An 18,760-nucleotide genomic window follows, 5' to 3' on the forward strand; every position below is an offset into this window, starting at 1 on the left:
TGCCCACTCGGACGCGGTGCCAAGCCGGATGTCGGGCCGCTTTCGTGCCGGCGGCGTAGCGTGCTCGGCAACCGTCGTACAGGGGACGCCGATGGGTCTGCTCCGCCGCATCGAGCGCGCTCGGGACGCGGTCGGGACGGCCGCCCGTCTCACCGCGACCGGCGCGTCGCTGGCTCTCGGCCCGGCTGTCCTGACCGCGGGGCTGCTCGAGGAGTCGACGCGCTTCACCGCTCGGACCGTCCGGTCCGCCGCGGGCGTCGCGAAGGACGTCGCGACGAAGGTGGCCCTCGAGGGGTCCCGTGCGGTCGGCACCGTGGTCACCGGCGCGGATCCCTTTCCCGACGGGCACGTCCGCGGCCTGGTCGACGTGGCGCGCGGCATGCTCGAACCGCCGCTGGCCAGGACCACCCGCCGCGTGTTCCGCGACAGGGGACACGTGCAGGTCGAGATCGCCGCCCCGCCCGCGGAGGACCGACCGGAGGTCCGTCGGGCCCTGCGCCGGCACCTCGAGCGGCTCGAGGGCGTGCAGTGGGCGACGGTGAACGACGTCGTCGGGCGGGTCCTGGTCGCGGTCGACGACCGCCGCGTCAGCGTCGAGGACGTCGTCGGTGTGGTCACGGCCGTCGAGCAGGCCCGCGGTGGCCGGCAGGTCTTCCCGCAGCGCGAGGACCACCCCGCCGACCTCGAACCGCTCCTCGCCGCTCTCGCGACCGCGGCGGTCGACACCGCGGCGGTCGCCGTCGCGGCGGTCGCCAAGGTGCTGCCCGTGCCGGCGCTCACCCGCCACATCACGCTCGCCATCGCGCTGCTGGACTCCCAGCAGTGGATCAAGGACGCCCTCGAGTCGCGGATCGGGCCGATCGGCACCGACCTCGCCTTCTCCGGCACCAGTGCGCTGCTGCACGCGCTCACCCAGAGCCCGACGGTGCCCGCGCTCAACGCCGCCACGGCGCTGCAGCAGGCGTTCGAGGCACGGGCCCGTCGTCAGGTGTGGCAGCGCCGCGAGGACGAGCTCTGCCGGCCCGAGCCCGAGGACGACGCCACCGAGCCGCTTCCCCCGCCCGGTGCGCGCCCGCAGGCGCTGCCCGCCGGGCCGATCGAGACCTACCGCTCGAGGCTGGGCCCGACGGAGCTCGCCGCCGCGCTCACCCTGCTACCGCTCACCCGACGACCGGGCCGCTCGGCCGACATGCTCAAGGCGCTCACCCCCAAGGCGGCCTACCAGGGCCGCGAGGCCTTCGCCGCCTCGCTGGGACTGCTCCTGTGCCGGCAGGGCGTCCTGCCCATGGACGGCTCGGCCTTCCGGCGGCTGGACCGCATCGACACCGTCGTCGTGGACAGCGCCGCGCTGGGCACCGGCCCGCCGACGGTCATCGACGCGACCGCGGACGCCGACGGCTGGGACGTCGCCGACGTCTGGACGACGGCAACGCGCCTGCTCGACACGGAGGACGGCGACGACGGCCCGCCCGACGGCGGGCCCAGACGCCGGCTCGGGCCCGCGCGGACCTCGCCCGACGTGCCCGGCGGCGAGCTGCGCACGGTCCTCGAAGGGCGCCGGCGGGTGGGCGTGGTGACCGTCGCCGCCGAACTGGACCCGCACGCCGAGGCGCTGCTCACCGCGGCCGCGGAGGCCGGGCACCGCCTGGTCCTCACCGCCTCCGTCGGCACCCGGGAGATCTCGCAGGCCGCCGACGAGGTCGCGCCCGACGACGAGCCGCTGCTGGACACGGTGCGGCGGCTGCAGGCCGACGGGCACGGCGTGCTGCTCGTCTCCGCCGTCGACGGGCCGGCCCTGATCGCCTCCGACGTCGCGGTCGCACCGGTGCTGCCCGGCCGGGCCCCCGCGTGGGGAGCGGACCTGGTCACCGGGCCCGGACTGGCCGACGCCTGCCGGATCGTCGCTGCCACCAAGGCCGCGCGGGCGGTCAGCCGCCGGTCGGTGGAGACGGCGCTGACCGCCAACGTGCTGGGTGGCCTGCTCGCCGCCGTCGGCAGCGCCGCGTACGGCCAGCGCAAGGCGACGGCGCCCGGGAAGACGGCGACCGTCTGGACGATGGCGGCGGGCACCGTGTCCGCCGTCCGCGCCGCCGGCCGGCCTGCGCCGCCGCCGTCGGTGCACACGCCGTGGCACGCGCTCGACCCCGAGGACGTGCAGCGCCGGTTGGCCGAGCTGCCCGAGGAGCCGGAGCCGGCGACCACCGGCGTGCTCGCGCCGTTCCGGCGGGCCGCCGGCCATCCCGTCGTCCGCTGGCCGGTGCGGTTCGCGCGCACGGTCGGCGCCGAGCTGTCGGACCCGCTCACCCCGGTGCTCGCCACCGGCGCCGCGGCCACCGCGATGCTGGGCGAGTCCACCGACGCGATCCTCGTCGGCAGCGTCACCGTCGCGAACGCCCTGCTCAGCGGAGTCCAGCGGCTGCGCGCGGAGACGGCGCTGGAGTCGCTGCTGCTCGAGCAGGACGTCACCGTGCACCGGGCGACGCGGGGCGGGCGCGAGGACGTGTGCGGCGCCGACCTGCGGGTCGGCGACGTGCTCCTCGTCGAGTCGGGGGACGTGCTGGCCGCCGATGCCCGGCTCCTGGAGGCCGTGGACCTCGAGGTCGACGAGTCGAACCTGACCGGCGAATCGCTGTCGGTGGCCAAGTCGGTGCCGGCGACTCCGGGCGCGGACGTCGCCGACCGCACCTGCATGCTCTTCGACGGCACCACCGTCGTGGCCGGCCGGGGGCGGGCCGTCGTCGTCGCGGTCGGCAGCGCGACCCAGGCCGGTCGCGCCACCCGAGCCGCGGGAGGAGCGGCCCCGCCGGCCGGCGTGCAGGCGCGGCTCGGCGAGCTGACCAGCTCCGTGCTGCCGCTCACCCTCGCCGGCGGCGGTGCCGTCACCGCGCTCGGCGTCCTCTGGGGCCGCCCGCTGCGCGAGGCGGTCCGGTCCGGCCTGGCGGTCGCCGTCGCCGCAGTGCCGGAGGGTCTGCCGCTGGTGGCCACGGTGGCGCAGCAGTCCGCGGCCCGCCGGCTGTCGCGCCGGGGCGCCGTCGTCCGGCGCGCGCGGGTGCTGGAGGCCCTGGGGCGCGTCGACACCGTGTGCTTCGACAAGACGGGGACGCTCACCGAGAACCGGCTGCGCGTGGCCAGGCTGGTACCGATCGACGACTCGCTCGGCGAGGACGAGCTGCTCCGCCTCACCGCGTCCGCCACCGCTTCGGGCGAGGAGGACGCGCACGAGACCGACCGCGCCGTCGTCGAGGCGGCGACCGAACGCGGAGTCGCCGCCGGGGAGGACCCGGCAGGCGGGCTGCCCTTCGCCGCCGAGCGCGGCTTCTCCGCCGCGGTGCGGAACGGCCGGCTGGTGGTCAAGGGTGCGCCCGAGGTGGTGCTGCGGCGCTGCGGGGACGCCGGCGACGTCCGGGCGCGCGTGCAGGAGCTGGCGGGCGAGGGGCTGCGGGTGCTCGCCGTCGCCGACCGCGCGGTCGACGGCTGCCCCGACGACCTCGAGGAGGCAGCGCAGGGCCTCACGCTGCGCGGCCTGGTGGCGCTCGCCGACACGGTGCGGGAGTCGTCGGCCGCCGCCGTCGAGCAGCTGGTCGCGGCCGGCATCCGGGTGCTGATCGCGACCGGCGACCACCCCGAGACGGCCAGCGCCATCGCGGCGAAGGCGGGGGTGCCGGGTGCCGACCGGGTGGTCACCGGCGCACAGCTGGCCCGTGCGTCGGACAAGGAGCGCCAGCGGCTGGTGCAGGAGGCGGCGGTGTTCGCGCGGCTGTCGCCGGAGCAGAAGGTGTCGCTGGTCGCGGCGCTGCGCCGCGCCGGGGCGACGCTGGCCATGACCGGCGACGGTGTGAACGACGCGGCCGCCATCCGGTTGGCCGACGTGGGGGTCGGCGTCGCCGGCGCCGAGTCGCCGGCCGCCCGGACGGCGGCCGACCTGGTGCTCACCGATGTCGACCTGACCCGGCTGGTCGACGCGGTCGCCGAGGGCCGGGCCATGTGGGCGCGGGTACGGGACGCGGTGTCGGTGCTGGTCGGCGGCAACGCCGGCGAGGTGGCCTTCACCGTGCTCGGCACTGCGTTCGGTGGCCGGGCACCGCTGGGCACGCGTCAGTTGTTACTGGTCAACCTGCTGACCGACATGTTTCCCGCGCTGGCCGTGGCCGTCTCGACACCGCGAGCTGCTGCCGCGGAGCACTCGGGCGGCCCCCTCGCCGGCCATGCGCTGGAGGCCGTCCTGCTGGGCGGACCGCAGCGCGGGTTCGCCCGGGAGGTGCGCCGCATGGTGCTGGTGCGCGGTGCCGCGACCACCGCCGGTGCGACCGGCGCCTGGGCGGTCGGCCGGCTCACCGGGTTCCGCGGGCGCGCAGGCACCATGGGGCTGGCCGCGCTGATCACCACCCAGCTCGGGCAGACCGCCTGGGCGGCCGGCGCAGCCCGCTGGTACTGGTGACCGTCGCCGGTTCGCTGGTCGCTCTCGCCGCCGTGGTGCAGACGCCGGGGATCAGCCGGTTCTTCGGCTGCACGCCGCTCGACCCGATCGCCTGGCTGGTCGTCCTGGGCTCGGCGGCCGCCGGCACGGCCGGCGCCGAGCTGGTCCCGGGTCTGGTCGAGCGGCTGCGGAAGTGACCTACCGGGCGAGGAAGTGGACGCCGAGCCACACCCACGTCAGCAGGACGGCCACGCGCCCCGGGCCGCTGCGCATGACGGCACCGAGCGTCTCCCCGGCGGTCGCCACGTGCCGGCCCCGTCGGGCCGTCAGCTCGAGGGCCAGCGCGGCCACGAGGAGGACCAGCAGGACGACGGAGCTGACCCTCGTGGCGCTCACGGTGTCACCGGTCCTCGAGGGCGGGTGACCAACCAGGCTCCCGCCGCCAGCCAGAGCACCGTGGCCGTGGCCCGAGCGGCGGGGTGGGAAAGCAGGGGGTCGGCGAGGTCGCTGACCGACGGCAGGTCGTCGTGCAGCAGGGTGACCAGCTCCCACCCGGCCGCGGCGACGAGCCAGGCCGCCCAGGGCAGACCACGCCGGCCGACCGCCGGCGCCACCTCGCCCGCCCGCGCGGCCACGCCCGTCCCGGCCACGAGGAGGCCGGTGGCTGCGACCACCAGCAGCGCTCCGCCGGACAGCTCGCCGAACGACGCCACCGCCACTGCGCATGGGAGGGCGAGGGCGCCACAGAGGAACCGGCGGGCACCGGGGGCGAGCACCACCCGTGCATCGTGGCCGGCGACGGGCGCCACGCCGAACCCCACCGCAGGTTGATCGCATGGCCGGGGCCGCCCACTACGTCGCTCTGGGCGACTCCATCTCGGTCGACGACTACTCGGGAGGTCCGGGCCGCGGTGGGGCCAGCCTGCTGTTCGCCAACCGGGACGACGACTTCCCGGACTGGCGGGGGCGCGACCTCCTGGCCGTCGAACCGGGCACGCGGTTCTCCCTCCTGGCTACCGACGGAGCGACCACGCGCACGCTGCTGGCCCGTCAGCTGCCCCGCCTGCGGGCGCTCGAGCTCCACCCGTCGGTGGTCACGCTGACCATCGGGGGGAACGACCTGCTGGGCAGTTACGGCGACTCCGGAGCGGCACGGGCTGTCATCTGCCGGGTTGCCGATGCGGTCGCGCAGGCACTGCGTGTCGTCGCCGATCACCTGGCGCCGTCCGGACGGGTGGTCGTCGGCACCGTCTACGACCCCAGCGACGGCACGGGGGACGCCGCCCGGCTGGGCCTCCCGCCGTGGGCGGACGCCGTCAGGCGCATCGCCGAGCTCAACGAGTCCCTCCGCTCGGTCGCCCGCGCGCACGGCGCCGCCGTCGCCGACATCCACGGCGAGTTCCTCGGCCACGGTCTGCACGCAGGCGACCCCGGTCGGCGGGAACCGAGACCCGCCGCGCGGGACCTGTGGTTCTGCAACGTCATCGAGCCGAACGCGTGGGGAGCCGACGGCGTCCGGCGGGCGTTCTGGGCCGCACTCCACGACGCCTGAGGCACCGTCCGAACGATCCCTGCTCTAGCTTTCGCCCGTGGACCCCGCCGTCCCGGCCGGAACCCTCACGCTGCTGTTCAGCGACATCGAGGGCTCCACCGGCGCCCTGCGCGCGCTCGGCGCGCAGTACGCCGACGTCCTCTCCGCCCAGCGGCAGCTCCAGCGCGCCGCCTTCGCGCGGTGGCGCGGACGCGAGATGGGCACCGAGGGTGACAGCTTCTTCGTGGTCTTCGGCTCCGTCGGCGACGCACTCGGCGCGGCCGCGGAGGCGCAGCGGGAGCTAACCGCGTACCCGTGGCGGCGGGGGCGCCGGTGCGGGTGCGCATGGGACTGCACACAGGTGAGCCGACGCCGCACGAGGAGGGTTACGTCGGTCTCGACGTCCATCTCGCCGCTCGGGTGGCCGGCCTCGCGCACGGCGGCCAAGTGGTGCTCACCGAGGCCACCCGACGGATCGCCGGTACGAAGCTCCCGCCCGGGACCTCCGTGGTCGACCTCGGGCTGCACCGGCTCAAGGACTTCCCGGAGCCCGAGCGGCTGCACCAGCTGACCGTCGAAGGCGCTCCGCGGGAGTTCCCGCCGCTGCGCAGCCTGGGCCGGGCCACCCACCTGCCGACACCGGCCACGTCGCTGGTCGGCCGGGACGGCGACGTGGCGGCACTCCGCGCGCTGCTCACCAGCGGTGGCGCTCGGGTGGCCACGCTGACCGGCCCCGGCGGAGCCGGCAAGACCAGACTGGCGATCGCCGCGGCGACGGCCCTGGCCGACGACTTCCCGGACGGCGTCTGGTTCGTGCCCCTGGAGGCGGCGACGACGGCCGAGCTCATGTGGGCCTCGATCGCCGACAACCTGGGGCTGCCGCCCTCGGGCCGGAACCCCGGCGACGTCGTGGCCTTCCTTGCCGCCGCGCCGTCGCTGCTGGTCCTGGACAACCTCGAGCAGCTGCCCGGCGCCGGCGAGGTGGTCGCGCGGCTGCTGACCGCCCCGGGCGCGCGGGTGCTGGCGACGTCGCGGCGGCCGCTGCACGTCCCCGGCGAGCACCAGCACCCCGTCGCCCCCCTCGGTGAGCCGGCGGTCGACCTGTTCGTGCAGCGCGCCCGCATGGTCCGCCCCGGCTTCGCCCCCGACGACGCCGAGCTCGCCGCCGTCGCGGAGATCTGCGGCATGCTCGACGGGCTGCCGCTGGCGATCGAGCTGGCCGCCGCGCGGGTCAAGGTGTTCGGGCCGACGGCGCTCCGCAGCCGCCTGGCCGCCGGGCTCGAGCTGGCGGCGGGTCGGCTGCCCGTGCCGGACCGGCACCGGACGCTGCACGACACGGTGGCCTGGAGCTACGGGATGCTCGACGGCGACCTCCAGCACTTCTTCCGCCAGCTCGGCGCCTTCGGCGGCGACTTCGACCTGGACGCCGCGGCTGCGGTCGTCCCGGACCACCCCGATCCGCTGGTGGCTCTCGAGGACCTGCTGGACGCCAGTCTGGTCACCGTCATCGAGGGCGTCGACGGCGAACCGCGGTTCCGGCTGCTGGTCACCATCGCGGGCTTCGCCCGGCGGCAGCTCGCCGAGTCGGGGGAGCGGGAGGCCGCCTGCCGGCGGCACGGCGAGCACTACGTCGCCCTGGCCGAGGCGGTTGCCCCCCAGCTGCAGACCAGTCTGCACTCCAGCGCCAAGGACCGGATCGGCGGGGAGCTCGACAACCTGCGTGCGGTCCTGGATTGGGCGTTGCCGGCGTCCGGCACCCCCGGACCGGGACTGGTCCTGGGCCTGCGCCTCTGCCGGGCGCTGTACCGGTACTGGTACACGTGCGGCCACCAGGCCGAGGGGCGCCGCTGGCTCGCCCAGGCCGTCGCGTCGTCCGCCGGGCAGGAGAGCCCGGAGTCGACGAACGCCCTGCGGGGCCTCGGCGTGCTGCTCGTCCAGCACGGCGAGTTCGCGGCCGGACGGGACGCTCTCCAGCGAGCCCTGGTCTACTGGCGGCGGGAAGGCCAGGCGGGGGAGACCGTCCGCACGCTGAGCAGCCTGGCCATCGCCCACCGGGCGCTCGAGGAGCCGGGGACCGCCCGACGGCTTCTGGACGAGGCAGTCGGGCTGGCCCGCGGGCACGGAGAGGACCAGCTGCTCGCCGCCGCCCTGTCGAACCTGGCGATCATGGACGTCGACGAGAACAGGCCGGCCGCCGCCCTGGAGCGGCTCACCCAGGCCCTGACCCTCGACCGGAAGCTCGGCGACGACTGGGCGGTCGTGGCCGACCAGCTCAACATCGCCGCGGCGCTGCTCCAGCTCGGCCGGACGACCGAGGCATACGAGACGGCCCGCGCGGTGGCCGACGAGGCCGTCGCGCTCGAGGACCCCGACATGACCATCGCCCTCCTCGAGCTCCTGGCCTGGGCGTTCGCGGGGCTGGGTGACCCACGGCGGGCCGCTCTGATGCTGGGGGCGGCCACCGCGCTGCGAGAGTCGGCCGACCTGCCGATCGATCCGCCCGACGCCGCGCTGCTGGAACGGTCCCTGCAGCCGGTGCGCCGCCCGGGCGACGAGGAGGCGTGGGCCGCCGACCTGGTGGCCGGGGCGCAGGCGCCGATGGACGAGCTGTTGGCCGAGGCCTTCCCGCCTGCGGGTTCACGCCGGTGAGCGCCCTGCCCACCGTGATCATCGTCGGAGCGATGAAGTGCGGCACCACCTCGCTGCACCGGTACCTGGACCTGCACCCGCAGACCGCGATGTCCCACCCCAAGGAGCTCAACTTCTTCATCGGCCCCGACGTGGCCGCCGACGGCACTGGCTGGGCCCGGGGCAACTGGCACCGGGGAACCGCCTGGTACGCGGCGCACTTCGACCCGTCGGCGCAGGTGCGCGGGGAGGCGTCCCCGGGCTACACGTCGCCCGATCATCCCGAGGTGGCCGGGCGCATGGCGGCGCTGCTGCCCAGCGCGCGGCTCGTGTACGCCGTCCGCGACCCGATCGACCGGGCGGTCTCCCAGTACCGGCACCACCGCCGCGAGGGCACCGAGCGACGGCCCCTGGCCGAGGCCCTGCTCGACCCCGCCAGCCAGTACGTGTCCCGCGGGCGATACTTCGAGCGCCTGGCGCCGTTCCTCGCGTGCGGCGCGTTCGCCGACCGGATCACGATCGTCGCCCAGGAGGAGCTCCGCCAGCAGCGCCGTAGCGCGTTGCGGCGGCTGTTCGCCGACCTGCGGATCGACCACGGCTTCTGGTCGCCCGACATGGCCGCCCGCTGGAACGAGTCGAGGGACGAGCCGCCGGCGATCCCCGACCGTGTCCGGCACGAGCTGGCCGAGCGGCTGCGAGACGACGCCGAGCGGCTGCGGCAGTTCGCCGGCCGCGGCTTCCCCGGCTGGACCGTGTGACGGGTCCGGGAGGCGGTTGGCCCTGATCCTCTTGTCTCCGGCGGAACCGAGGACGACGCTGCGCGTGCCGACACCGAGTCGCGGTCCTCGGCGACCCGCGCTCGCCCGAGCCCATCGACAGGGGCGGCAGGTATGACATCGGTCGAACCGGACACCCGGCAGGCGCCGGACGACGTGCGCAGGGGCACCCGTCGGCTGCTGGTCGCCTTCGCGGTGCTCACCGCGCTGGCGGTCAACCAGCTGCTGGTGCTCGCCGACGTCACCGACCGCTACTGGGTGTGGGCCATCCACACCGAGCTGACCGCGGCCTTCCTCGGCGCGGCGTACGCCGCCGGCCTCGTGCTCTCCCTGCTCTCGCTGCGCGAACGGTCCTGGGCGCGAATCCGCATCCCGGTGATCACCGTCACCGTCTTCACGGTCCTGACCGCGGTGGCCACGCTGGTCCACAACCACAAGCTGCTGCTGACCTCCGGGGGAGCGGTCGCGCGCCTGGCGGCGTGGGTGTGGCTCGCGGTCTACCTCGTGATCCCGGTGGTCTGCCTGCTGGTCGTCCTCCGGCAGGAGCGGGGGCGGCCCCTCCCCGGGCCGGCCCGCCGGCTCATGCCGGACTGGCTCACCGTCGCGCTCGCCGCCGAGGGGGCGGTGCTGCTCACCGCCGGGGCGATGCTCTTCGCGGGCGGACTGACCGTCCACCACCACGTGATGCCCATGACCCGCTTCTGGCCCTGGGACATCATGCCGCTCAGCGCCCAGGTCATCGGTGCCTGGCTGCTGGCGCTCGCGCTGGCCGCCGCCCTGGCCATCGGCGACGGCGACCTGAGCCGGCTGCGCATCCCGGGCGTGACGTACACGGTCTTCGGCGTCCTCCAGCTGGTCGTGGTGATCTGGCACCGGTCGTTCGTCGAGGCCGACGACCCGTGGCTGTGGGGCTACGTCGGCCTGCTGCTCGCGATCACGGCGACCGGCGCCTACGGCTGGTGGGTGGCACTTCCCCACCGGTCCGGCAGGACAGCGCGGGCGGGAGCCGCCGAATCGTCGTCCCTCGGAAGCGAGGTGCCGACCGGCTGACGCGGCTGCTCCTGCCCGGTGGTTGACTCAGCCGCTGTGCACCTGGGCATCGACAGCTTCGTCTCACAGGTGACCGATCCGGTCACCGAACGCCGGATCGGCCCCGCGGAGCGCATGGCGCACCTGCTCGAGGAGATCGTCCTCGCCGACGAGGTGGGGCTGCACTCCTTCGGCATCGGCGAGCACCACCGGCCGGAGTACTACGACTCGGCGCCACCGGTCATCCTCGGCGCCGCGGCGGCGCGCACCTCGCGGATCCGGCTGGGCAGCGCCGTCGCCGTGCTCAGCGCCGCCGACCCGGTCCGGGTGTTCCAGCAGTTCGCGACCCTCGACCTGATCTCACAGGGGCGGATCGACCTCGTCGTGGGGCGCGGGTCGTTCACCGAGGCGTTCCCGCTGTTCGGGCTGAGCCTGCGCGACTACGACGAGCTGTTCGAGGAGAAGCTGGACCTCCTGCTGCGCATCCGGGAGTCGGAGCACGTCACCTGGTCGGGCCGGCACCGGCCCGCGCTGACCGGTCAGGGCGTGTACCCGCGCCCCATCCAGGACCCCCTGCCGATCTGGGTGGGGGTCGGCGGCACGCCGGAGTCGTTCGTGCGGGCCGGCCTGCTGGGACTTCCCCTCATGGTCGCGATCATCGGCGGCGAGCCGCGGCAGTTCGCCCCGCTCGTGGACCTCTACCGCCGCGCCGGGGCGCAGGCCGGGCACGCCCCCGAGCAGCTGCGGGTGGGCCTGCACGTGTTCGGCTTCGTGGCCGAGAGCACGCAGGCGGCGGCCGACACGATCTATCCCGGCTGGCACGAGATGTTCAGCAAGGTCTCGCGCGAGCGCGGCTTCGCCCCGCCCAGCCGCGCCCAGTTCGACGCGACCAGCGGGCCGAACGGTGCGTTCTTCATGGGCGACCCCGACACGGTCGCGGACAAGCTGCTCCGGGTGGCCGACCAGCTGGGCGGCGTGGCGCGCGTCTCGCTGCAGATGACGAACCCGCGGCTGGCGCACGACGACCTGCTGCGGGGCATCGAGCTGCTCGGCACCGAGGTGGCGCCGCGGGTCGCCGCCCGCTCGGGCGGCTAGGTTCGCAACCGTGACGCCCTCGGACCGCGACGACGACCGGTCGGTCCGCCCGATCGAACGGTCGGTGCGCACCGACCTCCGCGGTGCCATGACCTACGACCAGTACCTGGACCTCGAGCGGCTGCTCTCCGCCCAGCACCCGCGGAGCAGTCCGGAGCACCACGACGAGCTGCTGTTCATCGTCCAGCACCAGACCAGCGAGTTGTGGCTCAAGTTGGTCCTGCACGAGCTGCGCGCCGCCCGGCAGTACCTGAGGGACGACGACCTGGCCCCGGCGCTGAAGTGCCTGGCCCGGGTGAAGAACATCCAGCGGACGCTCACCGAGCAGTGGTCGGTGCTGGCCACGCTCACCCCGCGGGAGTACGCCCAGTTCCGCGGCGCCCTCGGCAGCGCGTCGGGGTTCCAGTCGCACCAGTACCGGGCGGTCGAGTTCATCCTCGGCAACAAGAACGCCGCGATGCTCACCGTGTTCGACGGCGAGCCGGCCGCGCAGGAGCTGCTGGCCGAGTTGCTGGCGTCCCCGACGCTCTACGACGAGTTCCTGCGGCTGCTGGCGCGGCAGGGCTTCGCGATCGCGGACGACGTCCTGCAGCGCGACGTCCGGCTGCCCTGGCGGTTCCAGCCGGCGCTGGTGCCGGTGTTCCGGCAGATCTACGAGTCGACCGAGACGCCGTGGGGCGTCTACGAGGCCTGCGAGAGCCTCGTCGACGTCGAGGACAACTTCCAGCTCTGGCGGTTCCGGCACGTGCTCACCGTGCGCCGCACCATCGGCGCCAAGACCGGCACGGGCGGGTCCTCCGGGCTCGGCTTCCTGCAGCGGGCGCTCGATCTCACCTTCTTCCCGGAGCTCTACGCCGTCCGCACCGAGATCGGCACCTGACTCACCCCCTCCGCGCTTTCGGTACAGAAAGCGGCGCCGTCCGGCCGCGCTTTCTGTACCGAAAGCGCGGTTGTCAGGTGGCGCTGGTGGCGCCGCGCGCCGGGACCACGGCGTCGCCGTCGCCGTCGTCCATCGGGTGCTCGGCGGCCGTGTTGGCCTCGAACGTCGTGGCGACAGCTGCCTCGACCGAGCGCTGGGCGGGCGGCCTCGGGACCTCCGGCAGCGCCGCCGGATCGGCCCGGCCCCACTCGGTCTCGATGTCGCTGAGCAGCGCCTCGAGGTAGGAGCGCAGCTGCACCCGGCAGGCCTGCCCGAACGCCTTGAGGTAGGCCACCTGCTCCTGCAGCTTCTCCAGGTCGCGCTCGCCCGCCTCGACCGGAGCCGGCGTCATCGTGGCCGCGGCCTGCTGCGCCGCCTGGATGATCGCCCCCGCCGTCTCCCGCGCCTCGCGGGTCAGCTCCTCGTACTGGGTGCGCGCCTCGGCGGTCACCTGACGACTGAACTCCTCCGCCTCGGCGACGTAGTTGTCCGCGGTCAGCTGGGCGCTGGCGAGGATCCGCACCGCCTGGTCGCTGGGCGGCAGCTGGGCCTGGTGGCCCTCCACCTGCATCTGCAGCGCCGTCACCTGGTCGCGCAGCTCCGCCTTCTCCGCGATCAGCCGGCCGATCTCCTCGGCGACCCGGCTCATCACCCGGTCCACCTCGGAGTCGACGTAGCCCGGCCGCAGCATGGGTGCGCGCGTGAACCGCGCGTTGTGCAGATCGGCCGGGGAGAGCCGCCGTTCGGGTTGGACCTGGGAGTTCTGTCCGGTGGTCATTCGGTCACCTCTCCGTCGACACTCGGCCCCATCCGGCTGGGGGCGAAGACCTCGCTGTGCAGTCGTTGCTCCGGGACGCCGTGCTGCCGGAGCCGGGACACGGTGTCCTCGACCATCGGGGCAGGGCCGGCCACGCACACCTCCCGGCTCGACCAGGGGCCGTGCCGGAGGACGACGTCGCCGATGTCGCCCTGCTCCAGGGACGACGTCTTGTCCGCCGACACGGCGACGGTGACCGACAGCCACGGGTTCTCCTGCTGCAGCCGGCGCAGGTCGGCCGCGTCGTAGGAGTCCTGCTCGGTCCGGAACCCGACGAACAGGTCCACCCGGCGCGGCGGCCCCTGCCGTGCCACCCGGTCCACCAGCGCCTTCATCGGCGCCAGCCCCATGCCGCCGGCCACCAGCAGCAGGTCGCGGTCGGAGCCGGGCTCGAGCGCCAGGTGCCCCATCGGCGGCCCCAGCCGCAGCACGTCGCCGACGCCGACCCGGCGCACCAGCGCGGAGCTCACCGGGCCGCCGTCCCGGGCCTTGACGTGCAACTCGATCAGGCCGTCGGGGCGTGGGGCGTTGGCGGGGGAGTAGTAGCGCCACAGCTTGGGCCGCAGCTCGGTCTCCAGCGACAGCGACTGCCCCGCCTCGTAGTCGTACCGGGCCTGGGGCCGGACCTGCAGGACGGCGACGTCGATGGTGCGCCGCTCGTGCGCGACGACGTCCGCCTCCCACCAGGCCGGCTGCTCCGCGGCCTCGTCGGCGGCCGCGACCATGACCTCGGCGACGAGGGTGTAGGCCTCGCTCCAGTCCTTGGCCAGCTCCGGCGTCCACGCGTCGTCGAAGTGCTCGAGCGTGGCGAGCAGGCTGGCGCCGACCGCCGGGTAGTGCGCCGCGACGGTGCCGAACTTGCGGTGGTCCCGGCCGAGCTGCTGCAGGATCGGCACGAGGGTGTCGAGGTCGTCCACGCGGGCCACGACCTCACCCAGGGCGGCGAAGAGCCGGTCGCGCTGGTGGGCCATCGAGACCGGGAACAGCGCCCGGGTCTCGGGATGGCTCAGGAACAGGTGCGAGTAGAAGTACAGCGGGACCTCGTCGCCGTTGGCCGCCGCCTTGGCGAAGTTGGCCCGCATCGCGGGAATGTCCACGCACGCCTCCTCGGACGCGGTGCCCGGGGCGCCGGCCCCGGACGTTCGACGGGTGTGGTGGCGGGTCAGGCGAGCGCGGCGACGGCGTGGTGCCCGACCCCAGGGGTGTCCTCGGTGACCAGGTCGGCCTGCCAGAGGTCGGGGCCGAACACCTCGTACTGGATGTCGCGGGCGGGGACTGCGCGCTCGATGAGTGCGCTGCGGATGCCCTGCATGAACGGCAGGGGACCGCACAGGTAGTAGCCGGCGTCGTCGGGCAGCTTCACGTCGTCGAGGTCCATCACCCCCTGGTGGACCTCCACGGGCAGCGTGGTGTTGGCCCCGCGCTCGTACCAGACGTGCGCCGTTCCGCCCGGCAGGGCACGGACGTCGGCGACGACCTGCCGGCGCAGCGCGAACGACCTCTCGTCGGCGTCGGCGTGGAGGAGCGTGATCGGCAGCCGCGAGCGGGCGGCGTTCAGGTGGGAGAGCATGCCGGCCATCGGCGTGATGCCGATGCCGGCGCTGACGAACACCACCGGGCGGGAGTCGTCGAGGACCACGTCGCCGAACGGCAGTGACATGGTCAGCCGGTCGCCCACGTGGACGTGGTCGCACAGGAAGTTCGACACCTCGCCGTCCGGCTTGCCCCCTCCCCGCACGCGCTTCACCGAGAACTGCCGGTGGTCACCGTCGTCGGCCTTGGTGAGGCTGTACTGGCGGGGCTGCCGGACGCCGTCGGGCATGGGCACCTGCACGGTCACGTACTGGCCGGGCAGCGACGTCCGCACGAGGCGGTCGTCGGTCCGGCGCATCCGGAAGGTGACGACGTCGTCGGTCTCCTGGAAGCGCTCGACGACCTCCCACTCGCGCCACACGGTCTCCGGCCGCACCCCGCGGGCGCTGTAGAGCCCCCGCTCCTGGTTGATCAGGGCGTAGGCCATCAGCCAGTAGACCTCGTCCCAGGCGGCCGCCACCTCCGGGGTGACGGCGTCGCCGAGCACGTCGGCGATGGCCCAGAACAGGTTGTCGTGGACGACGTCGTACTGCGCCGGTGTGATGCCCAGCGACGCGTGCTTGTGCGCGATGCGCGACAGCAGGTGGTCGGGCAGCTGCTCGGGCACCTTCACCAGCGAGCTGGCGAACACCGCCACCGATCCGGCGAGCGCCATCTGCTGCGTGCGGTCGGCCTGGTTGCCGCGGTTGAAGACGCCGTCGAACAGCTCCGGGTGATCGCCGAACAGGTGGGCGTAGAAGCGGGTCGCGATCTCTTCGATGTTCTCGGCGACGACCGGGAGAGTCGCCTCGATGACAGGACGGGATCGGTCGGAAAGCACGTGCACTCCTTGCCAGTCGACTCATGCCCCCGCTGGCAGCGGTCACGTTCCGCTGACGGTCGGCTACCCATCTGGTCGCATCTGACGCGTACGAATTCAGCCCGGGCGCGTCGCGATCCCGTCGAGGTAGCGCCACTGACCGCCCTCGCGGACGAAGCGGCTGGTCTCGTGCTGGGCGCCCGGGCGGCCCTCGCGCAGGTAGGAGGCCCGGAACTCCACGGTCCCCTCGGCGGCCAGGAGCGAGCCGCCGGTGGTCGCGAGGACCGCCAGCCCCGTCCACCGGAGGGAGCGATCGAGGTGGAGCCGGTGCGGCCGGGTGCTCGAGTGCCAGGTGCGCTGGAGGTAGCCGGCGTCGCCGGTGACGAAGGCGCTGTACCGCGAGCGCATGAGCTGCTCGGCCGTCGCGGCGGTGGCGGTGCCGTCGTGCAGCCGCCCGCAGCAGTCGGCGTAGGGGAGCGCTGAACCGCACGGGCAGCGTCGCTGGGTCACGTGCCCAGTCTGAGCGGGTGCGCCGAGGCGTCGTTCCCTGGTCCGGAATGACGCGTCAGCGCCCACCGTCGAGGCCGAAGAGCCGACGCCGCTCCGTGTGGACGGCCAGGATCTCGCGCCGGCACTCCTCGGCCGCCGCCGTCAGTCGGCGGAACCCGAAGCGGAGCGTCTGCCAGCCGATCGCGGCCACCAGCGCGTCGCGGCCGATGTCGCGCTCCCGCTGCTGCTTCGAGCCGTGGTACGCCGCCCCGTCCGTCTCGACAGCGAGTTTCACCTCTTCGCACGCGGCGTCGAGGATGAAGCGCCGACCGCGTACCACGACCGGGTGCTGGAGGGTGAACCTCGGCATCCCGGGACCGCGGAGCACGTTGAGGCAGCCCCAGATCTCCAGCTCGCTCCGGCAGCCGTCGGCGAGCAGGGCGACCAGCTCCAGCAGCGCCCGGCGGCCGGGCAGGCAGGGGCGCCGCTGCACCTCGTCGACGAGCTGGTGCGGGCGGCAGAGCCGGTTGCGCACCGCCTCGATCGCGGCGCCGCGGAGTTCGGCGCGGGGGACGCCTCCGGGACTGCCCCACGCGTCGACGACCGCTCGTTCCACGCAGGACACGGGCAGCCCGTCGACGCGCCGGACCGACTCCCGCAGCTCGCGGGTGCGGTGCAGGACGACGCCTGCCGGTCCGCGGCCGCTGCGGCTGTGGTCGACCGTGACGTGGACGGGGCCGCCGGGCGGAAGGAGCTTCCACAGCGCCAGCGCGGACCGGTGGCTCGCGACACCGCCGGTGGAGCGGACCGCCGCCTCGAGCCGGAGCCGCCAGTCCTGGGCGGCAGCTGGGAGGCAGTAGATGCCGCGCTGGAGGCGCAGGAGGCTGCCGTCGGCCACCCACCGGCCCAGCGTCGTCCGGGCGACCCGGGCGGTCAGCTCCTCCCAACTGGCGTAGCCGTCCGGACCGATGAGGGCGCCGAGGTCATGCGTCACCCGCCGGAGCGTGCCGAGCGCCCTGCGCCGGTGGGGCGTCGTCGCGCGATCTGTGGACGGCCGCCCCGCGTGGGTGCACTCCAGCGCCATTCGAGGCGCCGGAATGGGCACCTGGCGCACCCACTCGGGTTCCGGTCAGGAGGGCGCGCACGGCGTCGATCGTGTCGGCCTCGGCCGGCGTCTTGTCGGGCCGGTAGCGCAGCACCCGGGCGAAGCGCAGGGCGACGCCGCCCGGGTACCGCGGACTGCGCTGCGCGCTGTCCAGCGCGATCTCCACGACCAGCGACGGCCGGAGGACGACGCCCCACGGGTGCTGCTCGGCCGCGTGCTGAGGAAAGGTGCGCGTCTGCCACTCGAGCAGCTCGTCGGTCATGCCCTTGAACGTCTTGCCGACCATGATCGGCTCGCCGCCATCGGGGTCGCGGGCGCCGAGGTGGATGTTGGAGAGCCTGCCGGTGCGGCGGCCGTAGCCCCACTCTGCGCCGATGACGACGAGGTCGAGCGTGTGCACCGGCTTGACCTTCTGCCACGCCTTGCCGCGGCGGCCGGCCGCGTACGGGGCGTCGAGCGCCTTGACCAGCACGCCCTCGTGACCGGCGGCCAGCGCCCGGTCGAGCACGGCGGCCGCCTCCTCGGGGGCGGGGGAGCGAACTCCCGGCATGCGCAGCGCGGCGTGCGCGTCGTCGGCCAGGAGCCCGGCGAGCGCGTCCAGCCGGACGGAGAGGGGTTCGTCGAGCAGGTCCCGGCCGTCGAGGTGCAGGACGTCGAACAGGAACGGGCTGAGCAGCACGCCGGCGTCCGCCGAGTCGCTGCCGAAGCGGCTCATCGTGTCCTGGAAGGCCCGCGGCCGGCCGTCGTCGTCCACGGCGAGGGTCTCTCCGTCGAGGACGGCGGTGCGGCACGGGAGCGCCCGGATGCGGTCGACCAGCTCGGGCACGCTGTCGGTGATCTCGCGCAGCGTGCGGGTCCACACCCGGACGTCGTCGCCGTCGCGGTGCACCTGGATGCGGGCGCCGTCGAGCTTGAACTCCACGGTGACGTCCCGGCCCAGGTCGGCGAGCGCGGCGTCCAGCGACGAGCCTGGGCTGGCGAGCATCGGCCGGACCGGCCGGCCGACGCGCAGCTGCACGGAATCGAGGGCGGTCACCCCGCCGTGGAGGGCGGTCGCTGCCGTCTCCGGCAGGGACCCCGACATCATGAACGCCCGGCGGACGGCGGCCGCGGGGACGTCGGCGGCGACGGCGACCGCGTCCAGCACGACTCCCTCCAGCGCGCCCTGGCGCAGCTCGCCGGTGAGCAACCGCACGAGGAAGGGCTGCTCGTCGGCGGTCGCGGCGTCCATCAGCGCGTGCAGGGCGGTCTCCCGCCGGGCGGTGGAGCCAGGGCCGCTGGTCCCGGCGAGAACCGTCAGCGCCTCGTCGACCGCCGACACCGTCAGGGACGGCGCGGCCGCGGGCGGGCGCGCCAGTCGCGACAGGGTGCGCCAGCCGACGCCGAGCGGGCCCTGCCGGACGTCACCGGCCAGCCACGCGGTGACCGGCTCGACCTCCTCGGGCGCGGCCCGCTGCAGCAGGTCGGCGATCGCACGCGCCTTCGCCGTCCGCGACCGGGTGGCGGTGACCGCGGCCGAGGCGGCGAGGACGTCGGCGAAGAGCACGGCGCCATCGTGGCAG

General features: G+C 74.7%; 16 protein-coding genes. 8 read left to right on the forward strand and 8 right to left on the reverse strand.

The window, feature by feature from the left end; genetic code table 11:
• Positions 1 to 91 precede the first annotated feature (91 nt).
• Both MVA48_RS03015 and MVA48_RS03020 read left to right on the forward strand, forming a co-directional pair.
• Positions 92 to 4,438, forward strand: coding sequence for an HAD-IC family P-type ATPase (locus MVA48_RS03015; protein WP_246985665.1), 4,347 nt, complete (start codon positions 92 to 94; stop codon positions 4,436 to 4,438).
• Positions 4,435 to 4,614: a cation transporting ATPase C-terminal domain-containing protein gene (locus tag MVA48_RS03020; RefSeq protein ID WP_246985668.1), complete on the forward strand. Its 180-nt coding sequence runs from the start codon at positions 4,435 to 4,437 to the stop codon at positions 4,612 to 4,614. Before MVA48_RS03015 ends, MVA48_RS03020 begins: the two co-directional genes overlap by 4 nt.
• A gap of 1 nt (position 4,615) precedes the next feature.
• Here MVA48_RS03020 and MVA48_RS03025 read toward each other — a convergent pair whose 3' ends face one another.
• Positions 4,616 to 4,813 (reverse strand): DUF6186 family protein, encoded by a 198-nt coding sequence (locus MVA48_RS03025; RefSeq protein WP_246985670.1) that lies wholly within the window; start codon positions 4,811 to 4,813, stop codon positions 4,616 to 4,618.
• Positions 4,810 to 5,196 carry a hypothetical protein gene (locus tag MVA48_RS03030; RefSeq protein ID WP_246985672.1) on the reverse strand — a complete coding sequence of 129 codons (387 nt, stop codon included), beginning with the start codon at positions 5,194 to 5,196 and terminating at the stop codon, positions 4,810 to 4,812. Before MVA48_RS03030 ends, MVA48_RS03025 begins: the two co-directional genes overlap by 4 nt.
• A 56-nt stretch (positions 5,197 to 5,252) precedes the next feature.
• Between MVA48_RS03030 and MVA48_RS03035 the strand changes: the two genes are divergently transcribed.
• The 6 genes from MVA48_RS03035 to MVA48_RS03060 all read left to right on the forward strand — a co-directional run bounded on the left by MVA48_RS03035 (position 5,253) and on the right by MVA48_RS03060 (position 12,356).
• A complete protein-coding gene (locus MVA48_RS03035) occupies positions 5,253 to 5,969 on the forward strand; it encodes an SGNH/GDSL hydrolase family protein (RefSeq protein WP_246985674.1) in 717 nt (238 codons plus the stop codon).
• 324 nt (positions 5,970 to 6,293) lie between these two features.
• Positions 6,294 to 8,597: an ATP-binding protein gene (locus MVA48_RS03040; RefSeq protein WP_246985676.1), complete on the forward strand. Its 2,304-nt coding sequence runs from the start codon at positions 6,294 to 6,296 to the stop codon at positions 8,595 to 8,597.
• Positions 8,594 to 9,334 (forward strand): sulfotransferase family protein, encoded by a 741-nt coding sequence (locus tag MVA48_RS03045; RefSeq protein ID WP_246985678.1) that lies wholly within the window; start codon positions 8,594 to 8,596, stop codon positions 9,332 to 9,334. The genes MVA48_RS03040 and MVA48_RS03045 overlap by 4 nt, the downstream gene beginning before the upstream one ends.
• Before the next feature lie 132 nt (positions 9,335 to 9,466).
• Positions 9,467 to 10,402 (forward strand): hypothetical protein, encoded by a 936-nt coding sequence (locus tag MVA48_RS03050; protein WP_246985680.1) that lies wholly within the window; start codon positions 9,467 to 9,469, stop codon positions 10,400 to 10,402.
• 36 nt (positions 10,403 to 10,438) lie between these two features.
• Positions 10,439 to 11,476, forward strand: coding sequence for an LLM class flavin-dependent oxidoreductase (locus tag MVA48_RS03055; protein ID WP_246985683.1), 1,038 nt, complete (start codon positions 10,439 to 10,441; stop codon positions 11,474 to 11,476).
• Between the two features lie 10 nt (positions 11,477 to 11,486).
• Positions 11,487 to 12,356, forward strand: coding sequence for a tryptophan 2,3-dioxygenase (locus MVA48_RS03060; protein WP_246985685.1), 870 nt, complete (start codon positions 11,487 to 11,489; stop codon positions 12,354 to 12,356).
• 73 nt (positions 12,357 to 12,429) lie between these two features.
• On the opposite strand, the gene MVA48_RS03065 is transcribed toward MVA48_RS03060, so the two are convergent.
• The 6 genes from MVA48_RS03065 to MVA48_RS03090 all read right to left on the reverse strand — a co-directional run bounded on the left by MVA48_RS03065 (position 12,430) and on the right by MVA48_RS03090 (position 18,744).
• A complete protein-coding gene (locus MVA48_RS03065) occupies positions 12,430 to 13,173 on the reverse strand; it encodes a DivIVA domain-containing protein (RefSeq protein WP_246985687.1) in 744 nt (247 codons plus the stop codon).
• Positions 13,170 to 14,309, reverse strand: a complete 1,140-nt coding sequence (locus tag MVA48_RS03070) for a globin domain-containing protein (protein ID WP_246985689.1) — start codon at positions 14,307 to 14,309, stop codon at positions 13,170 to 13,172. Before MVA48_RS03070 ends, MVA48_RS03065 begins: the two co-directional genes overlap by 4 nt.
• Before the next feature lie 65 nt (positions 14,310 to 14,374).
• A complete protein-coding gene (locus MVA48_RS03075) occupies positions 14,375 to 15,625 on the reverse strand; it encodes a globin domain-containing protein (RefSeq protein WP_246985691.1) in 1,251 nt (416 codons plus the stop codon).
• Between the two features lie 96 nt (positions 15,626 to 15,721).
• The gene (locus MVA48_RS03080; protein WP_246985693.1) at positions 15,722 to 16,114 is read right to left on the reverse strand and encodes a YchJ family protein; all 393 of its coding nucleotides are present in this window, start codon (positions 16,112 to 16,114) and stop codon (positions 15,722 to 15,724) included.
• Between the two features lie 55 nt (positions 16,115 to 16,169).
• A complete protein-coding gene (locus MVA48_RS03085; protein ID WP_246985695.1) occupies positions 16,170 to 17,087 on the reverse strand; it encodes a DUF559 domain-containing protein in 918 nt (305 codons plus the stop codon).
• Positions 17,077 to 18,744, reverse strand: a complete 1,668-nt coding sequence (locus tag MVA48_RS03090; protein WP_246985697.1) for an ATP-dependent DNA ligase — start codon at positions 18,742 to 18,744, stop codon at positions 17,077 to 17,079. The genes MVA48_RS03085 and MVA48_RS03090 overlap by 11 nt, the downstream gene beginning before the upstream one ends.
• Positions 18,745 to 18,760 lie beyond the last annotated feature (16 nt).

The sequence above is a fragment of the Blastococcus sp. PRF04-17 genome (genome assembly GCF_023016265.1).
Lineage (GTDB): Bacteria > Actinomycetota > Actinomycetes > Mycobacteriales > Geodermatophilaceae > Blastococcus_B.

Bases quoted from the DNA above. Each gene is read 5' to 3' on its own strand.
- MVA48_RS03015 (WP_246985665.1), top strand. From the start codon at position 92: ATGGGTCTGCTCCGCCGCATCGAGCGCGCTCGGGACGCGGTCGGGACG.
- MVA48_RS03035 (WP_246985674.1), top strand. From the start codon at position 5,253: ATGGCCGGGGCCGCCCACTACGTCGCTCTGGGCGACTCCATCTCGGTC.
- MVA48_RS03040 (WP_246985676.1), top strand. From the start codon at position 6,294: ATGGGACTGCACACAGGTGAGCCGACGCCGCACGAGGAGGGTTACGTC.
- MVA48_RS03050 (WP_246985680.1), top strand. From the start codon at position 9,467: ATGACATCGGTCGAACCGGACACCCGGCAGGCGCCGGACGACGTGCGC.
- MVA48_RS03065 (WP_246985687.1), bottom strand. From the start codon at position 13,173: ATGACCACCGGACAGAACTCCCAGGTCCAACCCGAACGGCGGCTCTCC.